The sequence below is a fragment of the Bifidobacterium sp. ESL0822 genome (assembly GCF_052606675.1).
Window position 1 is genome coordinate 806,182 of sequence record NZ_CP199596.1, and the last position, 18,927, is coordinate 825,108.

The 18,927-nt window shown below is 63.6% G+C and carries 17 protein-coding genes; 1 reads left to right on the forward strand and 16 read right to left on the reverse strand.

The features are described 5' to 3' along the window. Window position 1 precedes the first annotated feature (1 nt). From ACUIAF_RS03310 to ACUIAF_RS03350, 9 genes are all read right to left on the reverse strand, one after another. Window positions 2-1,288 carry a class I SAM-dependent RNA methyltransferase gene (locus ACUIAF_RS03310; RefSeq protein ID WP_445339007.1) on the reverse strand — a complete coding sequence of 429 codons (1,287 nt, stop codon included), beginning with the start codon at window positions 1,286-1,288 and terminating at the stop codon, window positions 2-4. Continuing rightward, complete coding sequence (locus tag ACUIAF_RS03315) at window positions 1,281-1,967, reverse strand: DUF3159 domain-containing protein (RefSeq protein ID WP_445339008.1); 687 nt, start codon at window positions 1,965-1,967, stop codon at window positions 1,281-1,283. The genes ACUIAF_RS03310 and ACUIAF_RS03315 overlap by 8 nt, the downstream gene beginning before the upstream one ends. A gap of 4 nt (window positions 1,968-1,971) precedes the next feature. Then, the gene (locus ACUIAF_RS03320; protein ID WP_445339009.1) at window positions 1,972-2,829 is read right to left on the reverse strand and encodes a DUF3710 domain-containing protein; all 858 of its coding nucleotides are present in this window, start codon (window positions 2,827-2,829) and stop codon (window positions 1,972-1,974) included. A 37-nt stretch (window positions 2,830-2,866) separates the two neighbouring features. Then, window positions 2,867-4,864, reverse strand: coding sequence for a dipeptide ABC transporter ATP-binding protein (locus ACUIAF_RS03325; protein ID WP_445339010.1), 1,998 nt, complete (start codon window positions 4,862-4,864; stop codon window positions 2,867-2,869). Window positions 4,865-4,875: 11 nt separating this feature from the next. Then, the gene (locus ACUIAF_RS03330; RefSeq protein WP_181415592.1) at window positions 4,876-5,865 is read right to left on the reverse strand and encodes an ABC transporter permease; all 990 of its coding nucleotides are present in this window, start codon (window positions 5,863-5,865) and stop codon (window positions 4,876-4,878) included. 31 nt (window positions 5,866-5,896) lie between these two features. Continuing rightward, complete coding sequence (locus ACUIAF_RS03335; protein ID WP_015021632.1) at window positions 5,897-6,823, reverse strand: ABC transporter permease; 927 nt, start codon at window positions 6,821-6,823, stop codon at window positions 5,897-5,899. A 190-nt stretch (window positions 6,824-7,013) separates the two neighbouring features. Continuing rightward, window positions 7,014-8,675: a peptide ABC transporter substrate-binding protein gene (locus tag ACUIAF_RS03340; RefSeq protein WP_198203831.1), complete on the reverse strand. Its 1,662-nt coding sequence runs from the start codon at window positions 8,673-8,675 to the stop codon at window positions 7,014-7,016. A 129-nt stretch (window positions 8,676-8,804) separates the two neighbouring features. Then, window positions 8,805-10,475 carry a peptide ABC transporter substrate-binding protein gene (locus tag ACUIAF_RS03345; RefSeq protein ID WP_445339011.1) on the reverse strand — a complete coding sequence of 557 codons (1,671 nt, stop codon included), beginning with the start codon at window positions 10,473-10,475 and terminating at the stop codon, window positions 8,805-8,807. Between the two features lie 169 nt (window positions 10,476-10,644). After that, the gene (locus ACUIAF_RS03350; RefSeq protein ID WP_445339012.1) at window positions 10,645-11,616 is read right to left on the reverse strand and encodes a tyrosine recombinase XerC; all 972 of its coding nucleotides are present in this window, start codon (window positions 11,614-11,616) and stop codon (window positions 10,645-10,647) included. 79 nt (window positions 11,617-11,695) lie between these two features. On the opposite strand from ACUIAF_RS03350, the gene ACUIAF_RS03355 reads away from it, so the two are divergent. After that, window positions 11,696-11,968: a DUF6725 family protein gene (locus ACUIAF_RS03355; protein WP_445339013.1), complete on the forward strand. Its 273-nt coding sequence runs from the start codon at window positions 11,696-11,698 to the stop codon at window positions 11,966-11,968. Here ACUIAF_RS03355 and ACUIAF_RS03360 read toward each other — a convergent pair. From ACUIAF_RS03360 to ACUIAF_RS03390, 7 genes are all read right to left on the reverse strand, one after another. After that, entirely contained in the window at window positions 11,958-12,995 is a 1,038-nt protein-coding gene (locus ACUIAF_RS03360; protein ID WP_445339151.1) for a prephenate dehydrogenase, read from the reverse strand. The genes ACUIAF_RS03355 and ACUIAF_RS03360 overlap by 11 nt on opposite strands. Before the next feature lie 65 nt (window positions 12,996-13,060). Next, the gene (locus ACUIAF_RS03365; protein WP_445339014.1) at window positions 13,061-14,047 is read right to left on the reverse strand and encodes a prephenate dehydratase domain-containing protein; all 987 of its coding nucleotides are present in this window, start codon (window positions 14,045-14,047) and stop codon (window positions 13,061-13,063) included. Beyond that, window positions 14,044-14,517, reverse strand: coding sequence for an alcohol dehydrogenase (locus ACUIAF_RS03370; RefSeq protein ID WP_445339015.1), 474 nt, complete (start codon window positions 14,515-14,517; stop codon window positions 14,044-14,046). The genes ACUIAF_RS03365 and ACUIAF_RS03370 overlap by 4 nt, the downstream gene beginning before the upstream one ends. 72 nt (window positions 14,518-14,589) lie before the next feature. After that, a complete protein-coding gene (typA, locus tag ACUIAF_RS03375) occupies window positions 14,590-16,509 on the reverse strand; it encodes a translational GTPase TypA (protein WP_445339016.1) in 1,920 nt (639 codons plus the stop codon). 114 nt (window positions 16,510-16,623) lie between these two features. After that, complete coding sequence (gene scpB / locus ACUIAF_RS03380; protein ID WP_445339017.1) at window positions 16,624-17,286, reverse strand: SMC-Scp complex subunit ScpB; 663 nt, start codon at window positions 17,284-17,286, stop codon at window positions 16,624-16,626. Continuing rightward, entirely contained in the window at window positions 17,283-18,086 is an 804-nt protein-coding gene (locus ACUIAF_RS03385; protein ID WP_445339018.1) for a segregation and condensation protein A, read from the reverse strand. The genes scpB and ACUIAF_RS03385 overlap by 4 nt, the downstream gene beginning before the upstream one ends. Further along, entirely contained in the window at window positions 18,083-18,922 is an 840-nt protein-coding gene (locus ACUIAF_RS03390) for a ParA family protein (protein ID WP_445339019.1), read from the reverse strand. The genes ACUIAF_RS03385 and ACUIAF_RS03390 overlap by 4 nt, the downstream gene beginning before the upstream one ends. Window positions 18,923-18,927: the final 5 nt, after the last annotated feature.

The window sequence follows — 18,927 nt, forward strand, 5'->3', positions numbered from 1 at the left end:
GTCAGCGATGCCTTCCCACCGTGCGGGTGAAGACAGCCACAGTCTCCACATGGTGGGTCATCGGGTAGATATCAAAGGCCTCAAGATACCTGGGGCTGTAGCCCAGGGAGATCAGGGTGGCCGTATCCCTGGCCAGGCTGGTCGGGTCGCAGGCCACATAGATGATGGTCCCAACCCCGCAGGCGGCCAGCAGTCGGCAGACTTGAGCCTTGGCGCCGGCCCTGGGCGGATCCAGCAGGATCAGGTCGGGATGGCCCAGCCCCTTGGGTACACCGCCAGCCAGGACCTTGGCCACGTCCCCTCGACGCAGGACCACACGATCCAGTCCGGCTTGCTTTACGTTGTTTTTCGCACTGGCAATGGCTCCGGCAGAACCCTCGACGGCCAGAAGCCGGGCTCGTCCGTCGGCCAGAGCAGCCAGAGGCAAAGTGAAGAGCCCCGATCCACAGTAGAGGTCCCAGATGACCGGTTCAGCTACCCCGTCCAACGCCTGCCTGGCCTGGTCCAGGATCGTCTTGGTCAGTACGACCGGTGCCTGGCGGTGGACCTGCCAGAATCCGTCGGCCCGGACCTGGTACTCAGGTCCTGTCCTGGCCTCCAGCCGTTCCGTCAGTAGGCGACTCCCCTTGCCCAGGCGGCCATCCACCAGCAGGGCGTAGTTGTCGCCAACCGGTCCCCCATCGCGCGGCTGGGGAACGGCCAGGCGTATGCGAGCTCCCGCCGGCAGGCCGCCTTCCCAGATGCCCAGTTCTTCAGCCAGATCCAGCAGCTCCTGAGTGGCCAGGGGCATGGTCTGAATCGGCAGACGGTCATGTGATCCCCGCCGACGCATGGAGGGACGGCCCTGATTGTCAGCCACCAGCTCGATTCGGGTCCTCCAGTGCAGGCCACCCAGCTGCTCATCGCCCGGAACCCGGGCCACCGGTACATGAACATCCACCCCGCCCAGACGGGCCATCTGCTGACCGATCAGATCGGCCTTCCAGGCCAGCTGACCGGGCAGGCTCACGTGAATCAGATCGGCGCCGCCCAGTCCACCTCCCCAGGCAAGCGGGCCAGCCAAGGGCCAGACGGGGTCACGGCGGTCAGGGCTGGCCTCCAGCACCTGGGTGACCTCGCCCGTGGCGAATCTGCCTGCCCGGCCGTGAGGCTCGTCCAGGAGGACCTCCACCAGCTCCCCGGGCAGGGCAAAGCGGACAAAGACCACCCGACCGTCCTCCATGTGACCCACGCAACGGCCCTGGTCGGCATAACGTTCGATGCGCAGACGAACCCTAGTCTCAGTCATGATCGGCATGAACCTCCTGGTCGGCCTGGCGACGATGGTAGGGGCCGCCGATCAGCAGCCAGCTGACCCAGATGCCCAAGGCAAACAGGGGCAGGCCCAGAATCAGGCGTGCAGCGCCAAGAAACCCCACGGAACCAGTCAGATAGAGCGGCACCTGGACCAGCAGGCGCAACGCAAAGACGGCGATCCAGACCAGGGTGGCCTGGGTATAGGCCCGTACCAGTTCTGGCTCGCCCCGCCAGGAGGCCAGCCACTGCCTCCAGCCTGAGACGACGGGTCGGCGCAGGTACTCCACCAGCAGGCCTATGCCAGGCATCCGGGCCAGCAGCGAGACCCCAAGAACGATGATCCAGAATCCGTTGGTCAAGAATCCTGGCAGATAATAGTTGCGGGCATCCCGGGTCAGCCATGCGGCCACCAGGCAGATGCCCACCGAAAGCAGACCGGTCAGCGCCCCCAGAAAGGACTGCCGCTGGACCAGGCGAATCAGGAGCTGCACAACGGCCAGGGCCGCCGAAACCACCACGGTCAGACCCAGTCGGCCGGTCACCAGGAAGACAACCAGAAATACCAGCCCTGGCAGCAGGGACTCGACGATCCCCCGCCATCCGCCGATGGCCTCCATGACGGAGAAATCGTCGTCAGCCAGCGCAGCCAGCCCGGAATGCTTCTGCTTCACAGCCTCAGCGGACCTCCGAGAACATGGGTCCGCGCGACAGTGTGGTCTTCACCTCGGTCTGCTGGTCCGAGTCGAAGGGACCCTCCGGCTTGCCGGGGATCTGCGCACTCTCGTCGTCCTTGGACTTCGGGTCTTCGGCTTCTCCTCGGCGCTGATTGGGGGTGATGGGCGCATGCATGGGAACCAGGTCACGAGGGGCCAGGGGCTCATCGCCACGGACAACCACCAGGTCAGCCAGGTAGCCGTCGAGGACATCCTTCTCCTTGCCGCCCTTGGCCGCAGGGCCGGAGAAGATTCCTCGCAGCATCCAGCGGGGTCCGTCGATGCCCACCACCCGGGTCAGCAGGTTCTTGCCCTTGACCTTGACAGGCAGGGTCAGCTCCTTGCCGAAGACGCCGTCCACCTCCTTGCAGGAGGGGTTGGCCTTGAGCAGGTCGGCCCGGACCTCGTCCCACAGGCCCAGGGACTTGGGGGCCGCAAAGGGCTCCAGCTCCAGACTGGAGGACTTGTAGGTGATGGTGGCCCCCAGCACGTCGCCGGTCTGCGAGTTGGCCTTGAGCCTCAACTCGCTGTCCTGCAGAAATGGCAGCATCAGGGCGCCGATGTCCAGGTACTCATCGGTGTCGGGGGCCTCGGGATCCGTACTGTCCCAGGGGCCTTTCCCGCTCTGCTCGGCTTCGTCCCGCCCCGCAGCCGTCTCATCACCGTCGGCCTGAGAGGTTTGTGAGGTCTGGTCGGGTTTCTCTGTGGACTCCTCAGCGTCCCTGGACTCGTCGAGCTCCTTGGACTGGTCCTCCTGATCCTCGACATCCTCCTCGGCCTGTCGCTTGGCGCGTTTCCTGCCGAAACCGAACAATCCCATGATGCCTCATTTCCTTGTGAGTCTGTGCAAAGGATACCTAGTCAAGACCCAGGCGCAGCTTGCCGCCGGGGATGGCGTCCAGCAGGTCCTTGGTGTACTGGCGCTGCGGATGGTCGAAGACCTCGTCGGTGGTCGCGTGCTCCACCAGCCGGCCATGCTGCATGACCACCACCTCGTCGGCGATCTGCCTGACCACGGCCAGGTCGTGGGTGATGAACAGGTAGCTCAGCCCTTGCTCGGCCTGCAGGTCGTTGAGCAGCCGCAGCACCTGGTCCTGGACCAGCACGTCCAGGGCGGAGACAGCCTCGTCGCAGATGATCACATCCGGATTCAGGGCCATGGCCCGGGCGATGGCGATGCGCTGACGCTGGCCTCCGGAGAGTTCGTTGGGGTAACGCCCCATGACCGACTCGGGCATCTCCACCATGTCCAGCAACTCCTTGACCCTCCTCTGCCGGGACTTGGCGTTGCCGATCTTGTGGATGCGCAGGGGCTCCTCAATGGAGCGGTAGATGGAGTACATGGGGTCCAGGGAGCCATAGGGGTTCTGGAAGACCGGCTGGACGTGCCGCCGGAATTCCATGAGCTGACGGCTGCCGAAGTCGGCGATGTCCTGGCCCTCGTAGGTCACCCGGCCCGAGGTGGGTTTGAGCAGGTGCAGAACCATGTTGGCCACGGTGGATTTGCCGGAGCCGGACTCCCCCACGATGGCCAGGGTGGTCCCCCGCTTGACCGAGAAGGAGACGTCGTCCACTGCCTTGAACATCTCCTTACGGCGCGGCAGCCTGAACTCGCGGGTCAGGTGCTCCACGGTGATGACGTGCTCGCTGCGCTCCAGGGTGCTCTCGCCCTTGACGTGGTGCTCCAGCAGTCCCTCGGCATCCTGGCCGCGCTGCTTGGCGGAGATGATGCGCTGGGAGGCCAGTGAGGGCGCAGCCTGGACCAGCCGCTTGGTGTATGGGTGCTGGGGGTGTTGCAGAACCTCCAGGCTGGGTCCGGACTCCACCACCTGGCCCCGGTACATGACCACGATGTGCTGGGCGCGTTCGGCTGCCAGGCCCAGGTCGTGGGTGATGAAGAGCACGGCGGTGCCCAGGGATTCGGTCAGGCTGCGCAGATGGTCCAGAATCCGCTTCTGGACGGTCACATCCAGAGCGCTGGTGGGTTCATCCGCAATCAGCAGGTCGGGACGGGAAGCCAGGCCGATGGCGATCAGGGCGCGCTGGCGCATGCCGCCGGAGAACTCATGCGGATACTGCCGGGCCCTGGTGGCGGCCTCGGGCAGCCCCGCCTCCGAGAGCAGGCCGGCGATGCGGTCGTTCATGTCCGAGCCGGTCACATGCTCCTTGGCCAGGGTCCAGGCTGTGTCGTCATTCACACCGGCGTCGATCAGGGACTTGGCCACGCCCCAGCGGGTCTCGGAGCCCACATCCCATTCGGCCTTCATGGCCTCCATGGTCTTGTCCACGTCGGCGACCCCGGCATCACTCAGGGCCTGACGGGCAGCCTCGAGCAGGCCGGGCAGGTCCTTGGAGGAGATGAAGAGCTCGTCGTCGGACTTCTTTACCTTCACCTCTTCGTCGCCAGCCAGGGCCTTGGCCAGCCGGGAGCGCTTCTCCCGGGAGACATCCATGTGGTTGGCGGTCAGCGCCTCCTTGACCTGGGAGCCGATGCGCCAGACCGGGTTCAGGTTGCTCATGGGATCCTGCGGGACCAGGCCCACCTGGGATCCGCGCAGCGCCTCATAGTCCTTGCGGTCCAGACCCACCAGCTCGCGGCCATTGAGCCGGATGCTGCCGCCGGTCACCTTGCCGGTGCCGGGCAGAAGGCCCAGCACTGCCATGGCCGAGGTGGACTTGCCGGAGCCGGACTCCCCCACGATGGCCACCCACTGGCCGGGGTAGACATTGAAGGAGGCCTTGCGAACCGCATGGACGGTGCGCCCATCGGCGGTGAAGTCCACCTGCAGGTCCCGCACGTCGAGCAGGGGCCGATTCTCCGGATTGGTGGTCGTATTCTTGTCTGCTTCAGTCATGCTTCCTCCACTCAGGCCGTTCTGCTCTTGGGATCCAACGCATCCTTGACCGCGTCACCCATCATGATGAAGGCCAGCACGGTGATGGCCAGGGCTGCGGAGGGATAGAAGAGGACCGAGGGATTGGTGGTCAGGAGGCTCTGGGCCGTCGAGATGTCCCCGCCCCAGGAGACCACAGTGGAGGGCAGACCGATGCCCAGGAAGCTCAGAGTGGCCTCAGAGACGATGTAGCTGCCCAGCGACATGGTGGCCATGACGATGACCGGGGCCAGTGAGTTGGGCAGGATATGCCGGAAGAGGTTGCGCAGAGGCGTGGAGCCCAGGGCCGTTGATGCGGTATTGAATTCCAGGTTTTTGGCCTCCAGGACGGCGCTTCGGGTGATACGCGCCATGTTGACCCAGCCGAAGAGGGTCAGGGTCAGGATGATCTTCCACAGTGAGGTGGAGGTACGGAACATCTGCAGGAGCACGATGGCGCCCAGGATCATGGGGATGGCGAAGAAGATGTCGGTGATGCGGCTGAGCACCGCGTCAACCCAGCCCCCGAAAAATCCAGCGATAGCGCCGATGAGTCCGCCGAAGACGGTGACCAGGATGGTGGTCATGATGCCGATGGCCACCGAGGTTCGGGCCCCGTGGATGACGCGGCTGTAGACGTCGCAGCCCTGAAGGTCGAAGCCGAAGGGGTGCCCCGGCCGACCTGGCTCCACAGAGTTGGACAGGTTGCAGGCCATGGGGTCCTGTTTGGCGAAGAGGTCGGGGAAGAGGGCCACCAGGATAACCACGATCGCCAGGATTGCGGAGATGATGAAGAGCGGGTTGCGCCTCAGGGTCTTCCAGGCGTCGGCCCACATGCTGGTAGGCGGCACGTCCTCATCCACCGAGTCCACCTCACGCAGGGGCGTCTCGTCGATGGGGGCCACGAACCGCTCCTGCCCCGGCAAGGGGTCGGGGAAGTATACGCGGGCCTGGCTTTCGTTCTGTTCGCTTGACTCGTTCATTGCCGTTTCACTCATAGTCGGTCCCTCCCCCTCACGCATACCGGATTCGCGGATCGAGCACTGCGTAGAGCAGGTCGACCAGGAGGCTGGTTATGACGAAGATCAGGACCAGAATGGTCACGATGGAGACCACCAGGGTGCCTTCGCCCCTCAGGATGGCCTGGTAGAGGGTGTTGCCCACGCCCTGGATGTTGAAGATGCGCTCGGTGATCATGGCCCCGCCCATGAGTCCGCCGATGTCGGCGCCCAGGTAGGTGACCACGGGGATCAGGGAGTTGCGCAGTACGTGCCGCACGATGACGGACCGGTTGCTCATGCCCTTGGCCCGGGCCGTGCGCACGTAATCCTCGGAGATGTTGGAGGTGATCTCCGTCCTTGTCAGTCGGATGATGGAGGCCATGGAAACCGACCCCAGCACGACGGCCGGCATAAGCAGATCAATGAAGCCCGGATTGGCTCCGGCCGTGGCCGGCAGCAGATGCCATTTGACGCCGAACAGATACTGCAGGATGAAGCCGGTGACGAAGGTAGGCACCGAAATCAGCAGCAGGGAGAGGACCAGGATGATGTTGTCCGACCACTTGCCCTTGGTCAGGCCGCCGATGATGCCGAAGATCACACCGAAGATGCCCTCGAAGACGAAGGCCATCAGGGCCAGTTTGATGGTCACCGGGAAGGCCCTGCCGATCACGCTGATCACGGGCTGTCCGGCGAAGGTGTTGCCGAAGTTCAGGGTAAGCGCGTTCTTCAGGAAGAGCACATACTGCACGATGAAGGGTTTGTCGAGATTGTATTCCGAACGTATCTGTGCGGCAACGGCCTGGTTGACCGGCTTGTCCCCGAACATGGCGGCCACAGGGTCGCCAGGAAGCGCGAAGACCAGCGCGTATATCAGCAGTGTCGTACCGAGAACGACGGGGATCATCTGCAGAATACGTCGCAGAAGATATTTTCCCATCGGCTATTCTCCTTTGTCATCCGCGACCGGGATCGGCATGGGGATCGGGGCCGCCGCAAAAATTCTTGTTTGAGTCTACCAGCACACCTCAACAGGGGTGCAAGAACACCAAGGCCGACGCGGGGTAAATCCTCCCGCGCCGGCCCGGGCGGTGTCAGTTTCAAGGTGCGGGATTCAGACTCCCGTCACCTCACTTGCTGAGGTTGTAGTAGGCGGGGGTTCCCTTCCAAGTGAAGGAGAATCCCTTGATGTTCTTGGCTGCCACGCCGTTGGAGTTCTGATAGTAGAGCGGGACTGCGGGCAGGTCGCGGAAGAGCAGCTCCTCGGACTGCTGGTAGATCTTGTTGGCCTCGTCAATGTTCTTGGCGGAGGCCGCCTTGTCCATCAGTTCGTCGAACTCGGGGTTCTTGTAGTCACCGTCGTTGGACCCGTTGCCATCTGCCGCCGAGCTGGCGAAGTTGCTGGACAGGTAGCTCTCGGGCGACGGGTAGTCAGGCTGCCAACCGGAACGGAAGGCCGAGTCGGTGAACTTGCGGTTCTGCACGTTGGAACGGAACTCGCTGAAGGTGGGCAGAGGGTTGCCCGCAGCCTGGATGCCCAGGGCGTTCTTGATCGAGTTGGTGACGGCGTCGTAGATCTCCTTGTGGGCGCCATCGGCGTTGTAGGCGACCTTGAAGGTGTCGCCCTCGCCCCAGGGGGAGATCTTGTTGGCCTCGGCCCAGAGCTCCTTGGCCTTGGACGGATCGTACTTGAGCACGTCGGATCCCTTGATGCTGGTTGAATAGCCGGGGATGACCGGGGCGGTGAAGTCGTGGACCTCCTTGGCGGTTCCGGACAGCACCTTCTTGATGATGGTCGGCCGGTCGATGGCCATGGAAATGGCCTGGCGACGGAGCTTGCCCTCCTGATCCTGGCCGAAGTGCTTCATGTAGGTGGGGATGGTGAACATTTGGATGACCGAGCCCGGGTCGTTGATGGCCTGGACCGTGCTGTCGGTCTGGAAGGTCTTGCGAGCCGAGGCAGGAAGGGTGTCCAGCACATCCAGGTTGCCGGCCTGCACGTCGCGGTAAGCCGCGGTGGCATCGGTGTAAGCGCGGAACTCAACACCGCCGTTCTTGACCTTGACCCCGCCCTTGTAGGAAGGATCCTTGACCAGCTTGATGGACTTGTTGTGCTCCCAGGACTGGAACTTGTAGGGTCCCACGGTCACCGGCTTCTCGCCGAAGGCCTTGGTGTCCTTGTAGAAGGACTCGGGCAGCGGCGCGAAGGCGGTATAGCCCACCTGGATGGGGAAGGTTGAGGAAGGCGAGGTCAGGTCCACGGTGAAGGTCTTGTCGTCGATGACCTTGAGGCCAGACAACTGGGCATCGCTGGGGGTGCCCTCCTTCTGCAGGTCGTCATAGCCTTTGATGTTGGCGAAGAAGCTGGAGCCCAGCTGCTTGTTGGCGATGCTGGATGCCCAGGACCAGGCCTTGGTGAAGGATTGTGCGGTAACCGGGGTGCCGTCCGAGAACTTCCAACCGTCATTGATGGTCACGGTGTACTGGGTGTTGTCCTCGTTGGCCTTGATCTGCTTGGCGATCTCATTGGCCGGTTTGCCCTTGTCATCGAAGCGGACCAGCTTGGAGAACATGACATCGATGGGGTTGCCGCCACCCACCTCGTTGGTCATGCTGGGGATGAGTGGATTGGCCGGCTCCGGGTTGAAGACCGAGATGATGGCATCCGAGCTGCCGCCGTTGGTCCCCTTGGCTGAGGAGTCGGATCCGCCGGATCCGCCGCAGGCGCCAAGCGTGAGCGCCATGACGCAGAGTCCGGCGCCAGCAATGGTCAGGGCCGATTGCTTCTTCATATATACTGCTCTTTCCTTTGGTTGGTTTCCCAAATCCGCCGCCAGTACATAAGACCCGGGCACGGATCCGCTTTGCTGCGGATCCGGCCGGGTCGGCGACGACGGATTATGCCGTTTCCGGCACGATCATCACTTCTGCTTGGACAACTCCGCCAGGTTCGCATGGCCGTCCCAGCGAATGGCCAATCCCTGCACGTTCTTGGCTGACGCCCCCTTGTTGTTGGAGTAGTAGAGCGGAACCGCAGGCATGTCCTGCAGGAGAATCTCCTCGGCCTGCTGGAAAAGCTTGTTGGCCTCGTCGGTGTTCTTGGCCTTGGCAGCCTGCTTCAGCAGGTCGTCAAACTTGGGGTTCTTGTAATCGCCGTCGTTGGACCCATTGCCATCGGCCGCCGAGCTGGCGAAGTTGCTCAGCAGGTAGCTCTCAGGAGAGGGATAGTCAGGCGACCAGGCCGACCGGAAGGCCGCATCCTTGTAGGCGCGCTTGTTGACGTTGCCTCGGAACTCGCTGAAAGTGGGCACAGGAGTGGCCACGGCATTGATCCCCAGGGTGTTCTTGATGGAGTTGGCCATGCCGTCATAGAAGTCCTTGGCACCGCCATCGGCGTTGTAGACCAGCTGGAAGCTCTTGTCGGCCGGCCACTTGCTGATGGCGTCTGCCTTGGCCCAAGCGTCCTTGGCCTTCTGGGCGTCGTACTTCAAGTTATCGGAACCCTTGAGGTTCTTGGCATAGCCAGGGATGGTCGGCGCGGTGAAGTCGGTGGGCTGCACGCCCAGACCACCCAGGACCTTGTCGATCAGCATCTTGCGGTCCAAAGCCATGGAGATGGCATGACGGCGCAGGTGACCCTCCTCGTTCTGGCCGAAGTGCTCCATGGTTGTGGGGATGGTGAACATCTGCAGGACGGAGCCGGGCTCGTTGTAGCCCTTGACCAGACTGTCCTTCAAGAAGGTCTTCTGGGCCGAGGTGGGGATGGTATCGATCGCGTCCAGGTTGCCCGCTTGCACATCGGCGTAGGCCGAGGCGACATCGGTGTAGATCCTGTAGTCAATGCCACCGTTCTGAATCTTGACATCACCCGTGTAGGAGGCGTTCTTGCGGAGCTTGACCATGGTGTTGTGCTGCCAGGAATCGAACTTGTAGGGACCCGAGCTGACCGGGTTCTCACCGTAGGCCTTGGTGTCCTTGTAGAAGGACTCGGGCAGCGGCGCGAAGGCGGTATAGCCCACCTGGATGGGGAAGGTTGAGGAGGGCGAAGTCAAATCCACTGTGAAGGTCTTGTCATTCACCACTTTCAGGCCGGACAGCTGACCATCGGCAGGCGCGCCCTCCTTCTGCAAATCGTCATAGCCCTTGATGTTGGCGAAGAAGCTGGAGCCCAGCTGGCCGTTGTTCACATTGGCCGCCCAGGACCATGCCTTGGTGAAGGACTTGGCCGTGATGGGGGTGCCGTCAGAGAACTTGCGTCCATCGGCCAGGGTGACCTTGTACTGGGTCATGTCGTCATCGGCCTTGATCTCCGAGGCCAGATCATTGTGGGCCTTGCCATGGTCGTCGAAGCGGACCAGCTTGGAATTGATGGCGTCTGCGATCGACCCGCCGCAGCTCTCCACAGTATTGCTGGGAATGAGCGGCTTGGCCGGCTCGCACCCACGAATCGAAACGACGGTATTGTTGCCGGCCTGGCTGCTGGGCGATTGCTCGGCGCCCTTGGTGTCAGAACCACTGCCGCAGCCGCTGACCAAAAGCGCCAAGGCGCAGATGGTTGCGGATACGAGCGTAAGCTGTGAACCCTTCTTCATTGCTGCTCCCTTTACTTATATATTTACTGGGTGTCAACATCGCGTCTACAACACCAAGGACACCAGGATGACCGAACCTCAAAGACCCTTGGCTGACGTGTAAGCCACAATACGCCATATTCTGGTACGAAGATGTTTCGTAAAGCAAGTCTCATCTCATTTGCCGGTCTCAGGCCCGTGGAAAAGCCTGCCTGTACCGTGCCCGCAGCTGCTCGATTGAGACGTGGGTGTAGCGCTGGGTGGTTCGCAGGGAGGAGTGGCCCAGCATCTCCTGAACCTCACGAAGGTCAGCTCCACCATCAAGCATATGTGTGGCAGCAGAGTGCCGCAGGGCATGGGGAGCGATGTCAGGCACACCGGCCTGACCAGCCGCCTGATGAACCACCTTGCGAACCTGCCGCTGACCAACCCTGCCACCCAGTTGACCCAGGAAGAGGGCCTGACCTGCTTTGTGGGCCGATTTGGCCGTTGAGCCCGCCAGGACCGGACGCCCCTCCCCCAGCCAGCGATCCAGGGCACGATCGGCAGGCAGGCCATAGGGCAGGACCCGCTCCTTGGAACCCTTGCCCAGAACCTTTACGATGCGGCTGTGTCGGTTCACGTCATCCAGATCCAGTCCGCAGAGCTCAGCCACGCGCATGCCCGTGGCATACAGCAGCTCCAGCATGGCCGCGTCCCGCACCTGCAGGGCCGCCTGCACATCCTCGTCCTCCCGGGGCTCGACAGGATCCTGGTCGACCGTATCCATCAGGGTGCGGGCCTGGTCGTGCGTCAGGATCCGAGGAAGGTGCTCGGACTGCTTGGGACTGCTCAGGGCCAGGGTGGGGTCCGTCTTAATGCGACCATGCCGACTCAGCCATCCGAAGAAGGACCTCAGTGCGGCCGTCTTCCGGGCCATGGTCGAACGGGCGTGGGTGGCGGCCTCGTGAGCCAGCCAGGACCTGATGGTGGCCAGATCAATCTGTGAGGGGTCATCGATGCCATGCAGATGCATCAGGTGCAGAAAGCCCGCCAGGTCGGCCCGGTAGGAGCGGACGGTATTGGGACTCTTGCCTGCCACCCGGGAAAGATAGTCGGTGAAGTCCTGCAAATCCTGGTCCACTGCGGGCACTCCCTTCGCTTGGCTGCCTTTGATCTCCATGCAGTATGTGCAATACAGTCTAGGCGCTTTCACCCTCGTCGCAGCCGCAGGCGATACTGGCCCAGGAGGTGGGAAGGCCATGCGTTTGCCAGCAACCATACCGGCCGGAGCACGGCTGGTGGTCCGGATTGCTCTTGGACCGGACCGGGAAGACGGAAGGCCCAAGTTCCGCGACTACGTAGGGCATGTGGTCGACTGGAACGGACGGCGGCTGATTCTGGATAGGGACCCTGCGGCCAATGGATCACGTCCCGGGGAGCGCGTGACCCTGCAAGCAGAAGACATGGTGGCACTGAAGCCGGTACCAGAACGCCGTTCTCCCCGACCGGACCCTCCGAATTTCAGTCGATGACCGGCGGATGCAGCACCCGGGCGCGGCTGGTGGTCAGGAAGGCCGAGACCTGCTCGCCGCGCAGGGCCGAATCCATCAACTCCTGCCGCCAGTTGCCCTCCTGTGGATCCAATTCAAGGTCTGTGGAGGGAATCTGCTTCTGATCGGCCAGGGCAGTTCTGTAGCGCCGGAAGGGGTCCGTCTGGAGGAAGAAGTCCCGACGCTTTTCATCGGCCTCCGGCTTCTGGTCCCGCAAAAGGGAAGCCATGCCCTGCAGATTCTCGACCAGGACATCCAGAAGGTCGGCCACCTGGTCGGAGTTCTCCTCCACCATGGCCCGGGTCCGCTCCGGATCGGTCAGGGCCACACGGGTCATGTCCCGCCAGGATCCGGCAGCCAGGGCCGCAGCCATACGACGGTCAGGCGACTTCGTCAGCATGTTGGCCAGGGCGGTGGCCACCACATGGGGCATGTGCGAGATAAGTGCCGCGGCCCGGTCATGAGTGGCATCGTCCATAGCAATCAGACGGTTTCCCAGCCCCTGGGTGACCATATCGGCCACGGTCAGGAAGCGGCTGTAATCCGTATGCTCATCGACACAGAGGGCCCAGAGGGCATCTTCCAAGAGTGCCGGATCCGAGTCCTCGTAGCCGGAGCCTTCGCTGCCGGCCATGGGGTGGGCGCCTACATAACGATCGACCAGACCGGCCTGTTCGACCTGCCGGCGTACCGGGCCCTTGACGCTGCCTACGTCGGTCAGGGTAGTGCCTCTGGTCAGGACCGGTGCCAGGGCCTGGAGCACTTCGGGCATGGCCCGCAGGGGGGTGGCCAACACCAGGACGTCAGGCTTGCCCTTGGCCAGCTCCTCCAGAGTGTCCACGCAGTGGATTCCCTGGCTGCGGGCCTGCTCATAAGGGCGGTCATTATGGTTCCATGCAATGACGAACCGGCCTCGTGAGGCCAGGCGTCGGGCCAGCGATCCGCCAATCAAACCCAGCCCCGCCACCGCGATCTTATGGGCCGAGGTCAGCACCGGCGAAGCGGCCATGCCTGCCATTGGATGCATGTGCTCGGGCCCTGACAGGTCCATGTGCGGGAAAGGCGTGGATTCATCTACCATAACAACTCCTTGCTGATTGTCTCGGAATCGGGGTCCTCGCCCCGAAAGGCCCCCGCACTGGGCAGCATCCATTCACGGATGGGGGGCGCTGGATGCGGGGTGCGTGGATGGACCGCCAGGGTCTTGAGCCAGTCCCCTCTTTCCAGCAGGTCGGCCATCACCTGATGCAGACCCTTCTGCCATGGGGCGGCGTCGATGCTGGCTACGAAGCTGTAGGTCCCGTCATGCCCCTTGATGGGCCGGGACATGAATGAGGTCATGTTCAGGCCCGCATCGCGCAGACGGTCCAGCAGATTGGCCAGCACGCCCGGCCCGGTATTCAAGGGAATAAAGGTGACGATGGACTCGAAATCCCCGCCTGGCGCCAGTCGGCGTGTCAGCCCGGCGGCCTGGCCCCGGGGAGCCAATATAAGAAAGTCGGTGTGGGCTCCCTGATAATCCTGTACCTCGCGCCGGTAGGTCTTTAGTCCGTAGAGGCTTCCACAGATACGTGGACCCAGGGCCACCTGATCGGAGCCCAGATCACGGCAGGCCGCAGCGTTGGAGTTGGCAGTCAACGGGTTGAGGCCGGTCTCCTTGATGAATCCCTTGCACTGGGCCAGTCCATGGGAGTGGGCGGCAACCTGACGCAGGCGGCCATGGTCGGCCCGGACGAAGGCGTCGAAGACGATGGACAGGCGGACCATGCCGAAACCCGCTACTGATCGAGCGTCGATCAAAGCATCCATGTTGGGCACCACATGGCCCTCCACGTTGTTCTCCCAGGCCAGCACTCCCCAGCCTCGGCCCTCCTCCACGGCAGCCACGATGGCAGCCGCATCCGTGCAGGGCCTCAGATCCGCTTGACAGCCCAGCCTTGTCTCCATAAGGCCGGCGGCCTCAAGAGCGGCTTGGTGGGTGAAGGTCCCCTCGGGACCCAGGAAGTACAGGGGCGTCCGGTCGGGCGCAGTCGCCGGACTTCCAGACGAAGCCCGGCTCATGCGGATCGCCCCTGACGACGCAGAGGACCGTCAGCAAACCAGGAGGCCGGCAAGCAGATGGCCAGGGTCTGAATCAGGACCAGACCGCCCATCCAGAGGAAGACCGCATACTTGGCAAAGAATGTGGGGAAATTGGCGTAGGGCATGAGCACATCGCCGCCCGGCCCACGCATGGAGAGCAGCCAGACCATGACTGTGGAGGCCACCAGGTGCAGGGCCAGACCCATGGTGCCGCTATCGCAGCGGACCCACCAGGCGGCCAGGGCCACCAGCAGATAGGCCAGAACCATCCCCCAGGGCAGACCCTGGGCAGCACCGGAGCGCTGGACCAGGGTTCCCAGCACGCCAACTGCCAGGCCGATGGGCAGGCCCAGCAGGCAGCGGAAGGGGCTTGTCTTCCCAGGCTCCTCCCTTGAATGGGAGGCGGCCTGATCCTTGGATTCGGAAACCTGAGACTCCTGAGACTTCATGGGTTCAAGACTAGTCCGACCCGGTCACCGTGGGGCGGCCGGGTCGGACTGAATCTGATTGTGAGAGAAGGCTTACTTCTTGTTGGCCCTGCGCTGGCGGGCGTTCCACTTGTACCAGGCATCCCTGTCCAGGATGATCTTGCGCACGCGGATGGACTCGGGGGTCACCTCCACGCACTCGTCATCGTTGGCGAAGTCCAGGGACTCCTCCAGGCTCATGTCGATGGGTGGGGTCAGGGTCTCCAGCACGTCGGCGGTGGAGGAACGCATGTTGGTCATGTGCTTCTCCAGGGTGATGTTGATGTCCAGATCGCCGGGCTTGTTGTTGATGCCCACGATCTGCCCCTCGTAGACGGGCGACTGGGGCTTGACGAAGAACTCGCCGCGGGCCTGGAGCTTCTGCATGGCGTAGGGGCTGGCCTTGCCCGAGCGGTCGGAGACCATGGATCCGTTCTGCCGCGTCTTGATGTCGCCCGCCCAGGGGGCATAGCCTGCGGAGATCGACGAGGAGATGCCGGTGCCACGGGTGGCGGTCAGCAGGGCGGTGCGGAAGCCCAGGAGGCCACGGGAGGGCACGGTGAACTGCATCCTGACCCAGCCGGAGCCATGGTTGGTCATGGTGTCCATGCGGCCCTTGCGATCGGCCATGAGCTGGGTGACCGCGCCCATGTACTCCTCGGGCACGTCGATGGTATCGGACTCCATGGGCTCCTGAAGCTTGCCGTCCACGGTCTTGGTGACCACCTGGGGGCGGCCCACGGTCAGCTCGTAGCCCTCGCGGCGCATCTGCTCGGCCAGGATGGCCAGGGCCAGCTCGCCACGGCCCTGAACCTCCCAGGCGTCGGGCCGGTCGGTGGGCAGCACCTTGATGGAGACGTTGCCGATCAGCTCCCGGTCCAGGCGGTCCTTGAGCATGCGGGCGGTCAGCTTGTGGTCCTTGCCCTCGGTGCCGGCCAGTGGCGAATCGTTGGTGCCGAAGGTCATGGAGACGGCCGGGTCGTCAACGTGGATTAAGGGCAGGGGGCGGGGGTCGTCCTGGTCGACGATGGTCTCGCCGATCATGATGTCCTCCACACCGGCCACAGCCACGATGTCGCCGGGGCCAGCCTCATCCACCGGGGAGCGCTGCAGGCCCTTGGTGCGCAGGATTTCGGTCAGTTTGAAGTTCTCGATGGATCCGTCCACGCGCGACAGGCCGTACTGGCGGCCCTTGATCAGGGTGCCGTTGTAGATGCGCACCAGGCCCAGACGGCCCAGGTAGTCGGAGGCGTCGATGTTGGTCACATGGGCCTGCAGGGGGGCGCCCTCCTCATACTCCGGGGCGGGGATGTTGTTCAGGATGGCCTCGAAGAGGGGCTCCAGATCGTCGTTGTCGGGCACGGCACCGTCGGCGGGCTGGTTGACGGAGGCCTTGCCGGCCTTGGCTGCGCAGTAGATGACCGGCAGGTCCAGGAGGGAATCCAGATCCAGATCCACTCCCTCCTCGCTCACGTCCTGGGCCAGGCCCAGGAGCAGATCGGTGGACTCGGAGACCACCTCGGAGATGCGGGCATCGGGACGGTCGGTCTTGTTGATGACCAGGATGACGGGCAGCTTGGCCTCCAGGGCCTTGCGCAGGACGAAGCGGGTCTGAGGCAGGGGGCCCTCGGAGGCGTCCACCAGCAGGACCACACCATCGACCATGGAGATACCGCGCTCCACCTCGCCGCCGAAGTCGGCGTGGCCGGGGGTGTCCACCACGTTGATGGTGATGCCGTCGGGCTGGCCCAGCTTGGCGGCCAGGGGACCGGTGTACTTGACGGCGGTGTTCTTGGCCAGGATGGTGATGCCCTTCTCCTTCTCCAGGTCGTTGGAGTCCATGACCCGGTCGGGCACCTCCTCCCGCTCGGAGAAGACGTGCGACTGCTGCAGCATGGCGTTGACCAGGGTGGTCTTGCCGTGGTCAACGTGTGCCACAATCGCCACATTTCGTATATCGCCGCGTACCGCCATCAAAACCTCATTCTCGTGAATGCTATCCACGCCCCCACCGGCCTGACTGCCGGGTGGCGTGGTCCAGGAATTGGACAAACAGAGACAAGTGTAACCGCCTTGTGTGACAGGCGTTCACCCCTCCTCGCCCTGGGGCGAACCCTGGGCCGAATCCGGTGATTGCGGCTGCCCGGACATCTCCTGGCGGGCCTGGGCCAGAGCCGAGTCCTCGTCTGGCAGGAAGGGAGCCAGGGAGGGCAGATCCTCCAAGGATTGCAGACCCATCCGTTCGAGGAAGAGGTCGGTGGTGACCAGCAGCGCTGCATGGGTCTGCTCGTCCAGGCCCTCCTCGCGAACCAGGCCGCGCACAAGCAGGGCCCGGATGACCCCATCAGAGTTAACCCCGCGAATCTGACCCACCTGGGCACGGGTCATGGGCTGGCGGTAGGCCACGATAGCCAGGGCCTCCAGAGCCGCCTGGGAGAGTCGTGCCGTCTGACCGTCCTTGACGAAGGCCGCCACCACGGGCTGGTAGGCGGCCCGACTGGTCAGCTGCCAGCCACGGGCGGTCCGACGCAGTTCGAATCCTCGGTCGCTATATGACTCGGCCAGCGATTCAAGGGCTGCATCGACCGGACCAGGATCCACGGCCAGCACCCGGGAGAAGTCTTCAGCGGTCAGCGGCCGCTCCGTGGCCACCAGAATGGCCTCCAGACAGGCGGACAGTCCGCCGGGAAAGTCCTGCACGTCGAAGTCCACGTATTCGGGACGGGTGTCGGGAGCCGAGGATTGGCTCATGCGAAGTCCCCCTCACTGATCAAGGCCGTTGCCGGCTCCTGTGTCGGCCCAACCCAGCGCAGGTAGAGCGGCTGGTAGGGGCCATCCTGACGATACTGGATCAGCTCCTGCCTGAAGAAGATCAGCACGGCCAGGAATCGGGCCACCACCTGAGCCCGGCCCTTGGAGGAGGCGACCAAATCGGCGAAGGCCACCGGCTGACCGGGCTGCGCCAGCAGGGCTTGGCGAACCTGGTCGGCCTCCTTGTTCAAGTCGATCAAGGGCACGTGCAGCTGGTCCAAACGGACCTCTGATGCCGGAGCGTTGACCAGTGCATTGGCGCAGAGCAGGGCCAGATCCTCCGGCTTCAGGGTCCAAACCAGATCAGGCAGCAGATGGGCCAGCTGGGGCTCCAGATGACCGGGGTGCGGGTAGCGGCCCGAGTTGGCGGCCAGTCTGGCTCGGAAGTCCTGTCCTGCCTGCTTGAAGGCCCGGTACTGCAGAAGCCTGGCGAAGAGCAGATCACGCTCCCGAAGGGCATCCATGGAGGCCTGGTCGCGCATGGACTCGTCCTCCACAGGCAGGAGGGCAGCGCTCTTGGCCTCCACAAGAACCGAGGCCACATCCAGAAAGGCGCTGGCCTGGTCCAATCCTTGACTGAAGTCCAGGGTGCGCACATAGTCCAGAAACTCCCCGGTGATGGAGGCCAGGGAGACCTCCGTCAGGGAGAGCTTTCGGTTGGCCAGCATGCCCAACAGCAGGTCGAAGGGTCCCTGGTAGACATCCAGGTCGACGGCGAAGCCGTCCGCTGATCCGCTCACGCCACGATGCCGCGGGCGATCAGCTCCCGGGCGACCTCCCGATACTCCTTGGCTGTCTTGTGCTCGGGGGCGAACATGGTGATGGGCTCGCCGGCCACCGTGGCGTCGGGCAGCTTGATGGACCGGCTGATGATGGAGTGCAGGACCTTGCCCCTGAAGGCCTCATAGATACGCTGAAGCACCTCGTCCGAATGCAGGGTCTTGGTGTACATGGTGACCAGCACCCCGTAGATCTGCAGGTCAGGATTGATGCGGCTACGGACCTTCTCTATGGATTGCATGAGCAGGGCCACGCCGCGCAGGGCGAAGAATTCGGCCGCCACGGGAATGATGACCCCGTCCGCGGCAGTCAGCGCGTTGACGGTCAGCAAACCGAGCGAGGGCTGGCAGTCGATGATGATGGCGTCATATTCCTGCCGCAGGGGCCGGATGGTGGCCGCCAGGGCCTGCTCCCTGCCGACCTCGGTGACCAGCTGAATCTCGGCAGCCGACAGATCGATGTTGGCCGGGATGATGTCCAGGCCGTCAAAACGGGTGTGCCGGACCACCTCATGAACATCCAGGGAGGTATCGAACATGGCGGTGTAAATGGTGTTGTCCACGCTGTTGGCGTTGATGCCCAGACCCACGGTGGCCGCACCCTGGGGATCGAAGTCCACAATCAGCACCCGTCGCCCATACTGGCACATGGCCCCGGCGATGTTGATGGATGAGGTGGTCTTGCCCACGCCGCCCTTCTGGTTGCACATGGCGAGGACACGGGCCGGGCCGTGCTGTTTCAAAGGCTCCGGGGCAGCGAACGTCTCATACTCGCGCCCTAACAAATCCGTAGGCATGTCTC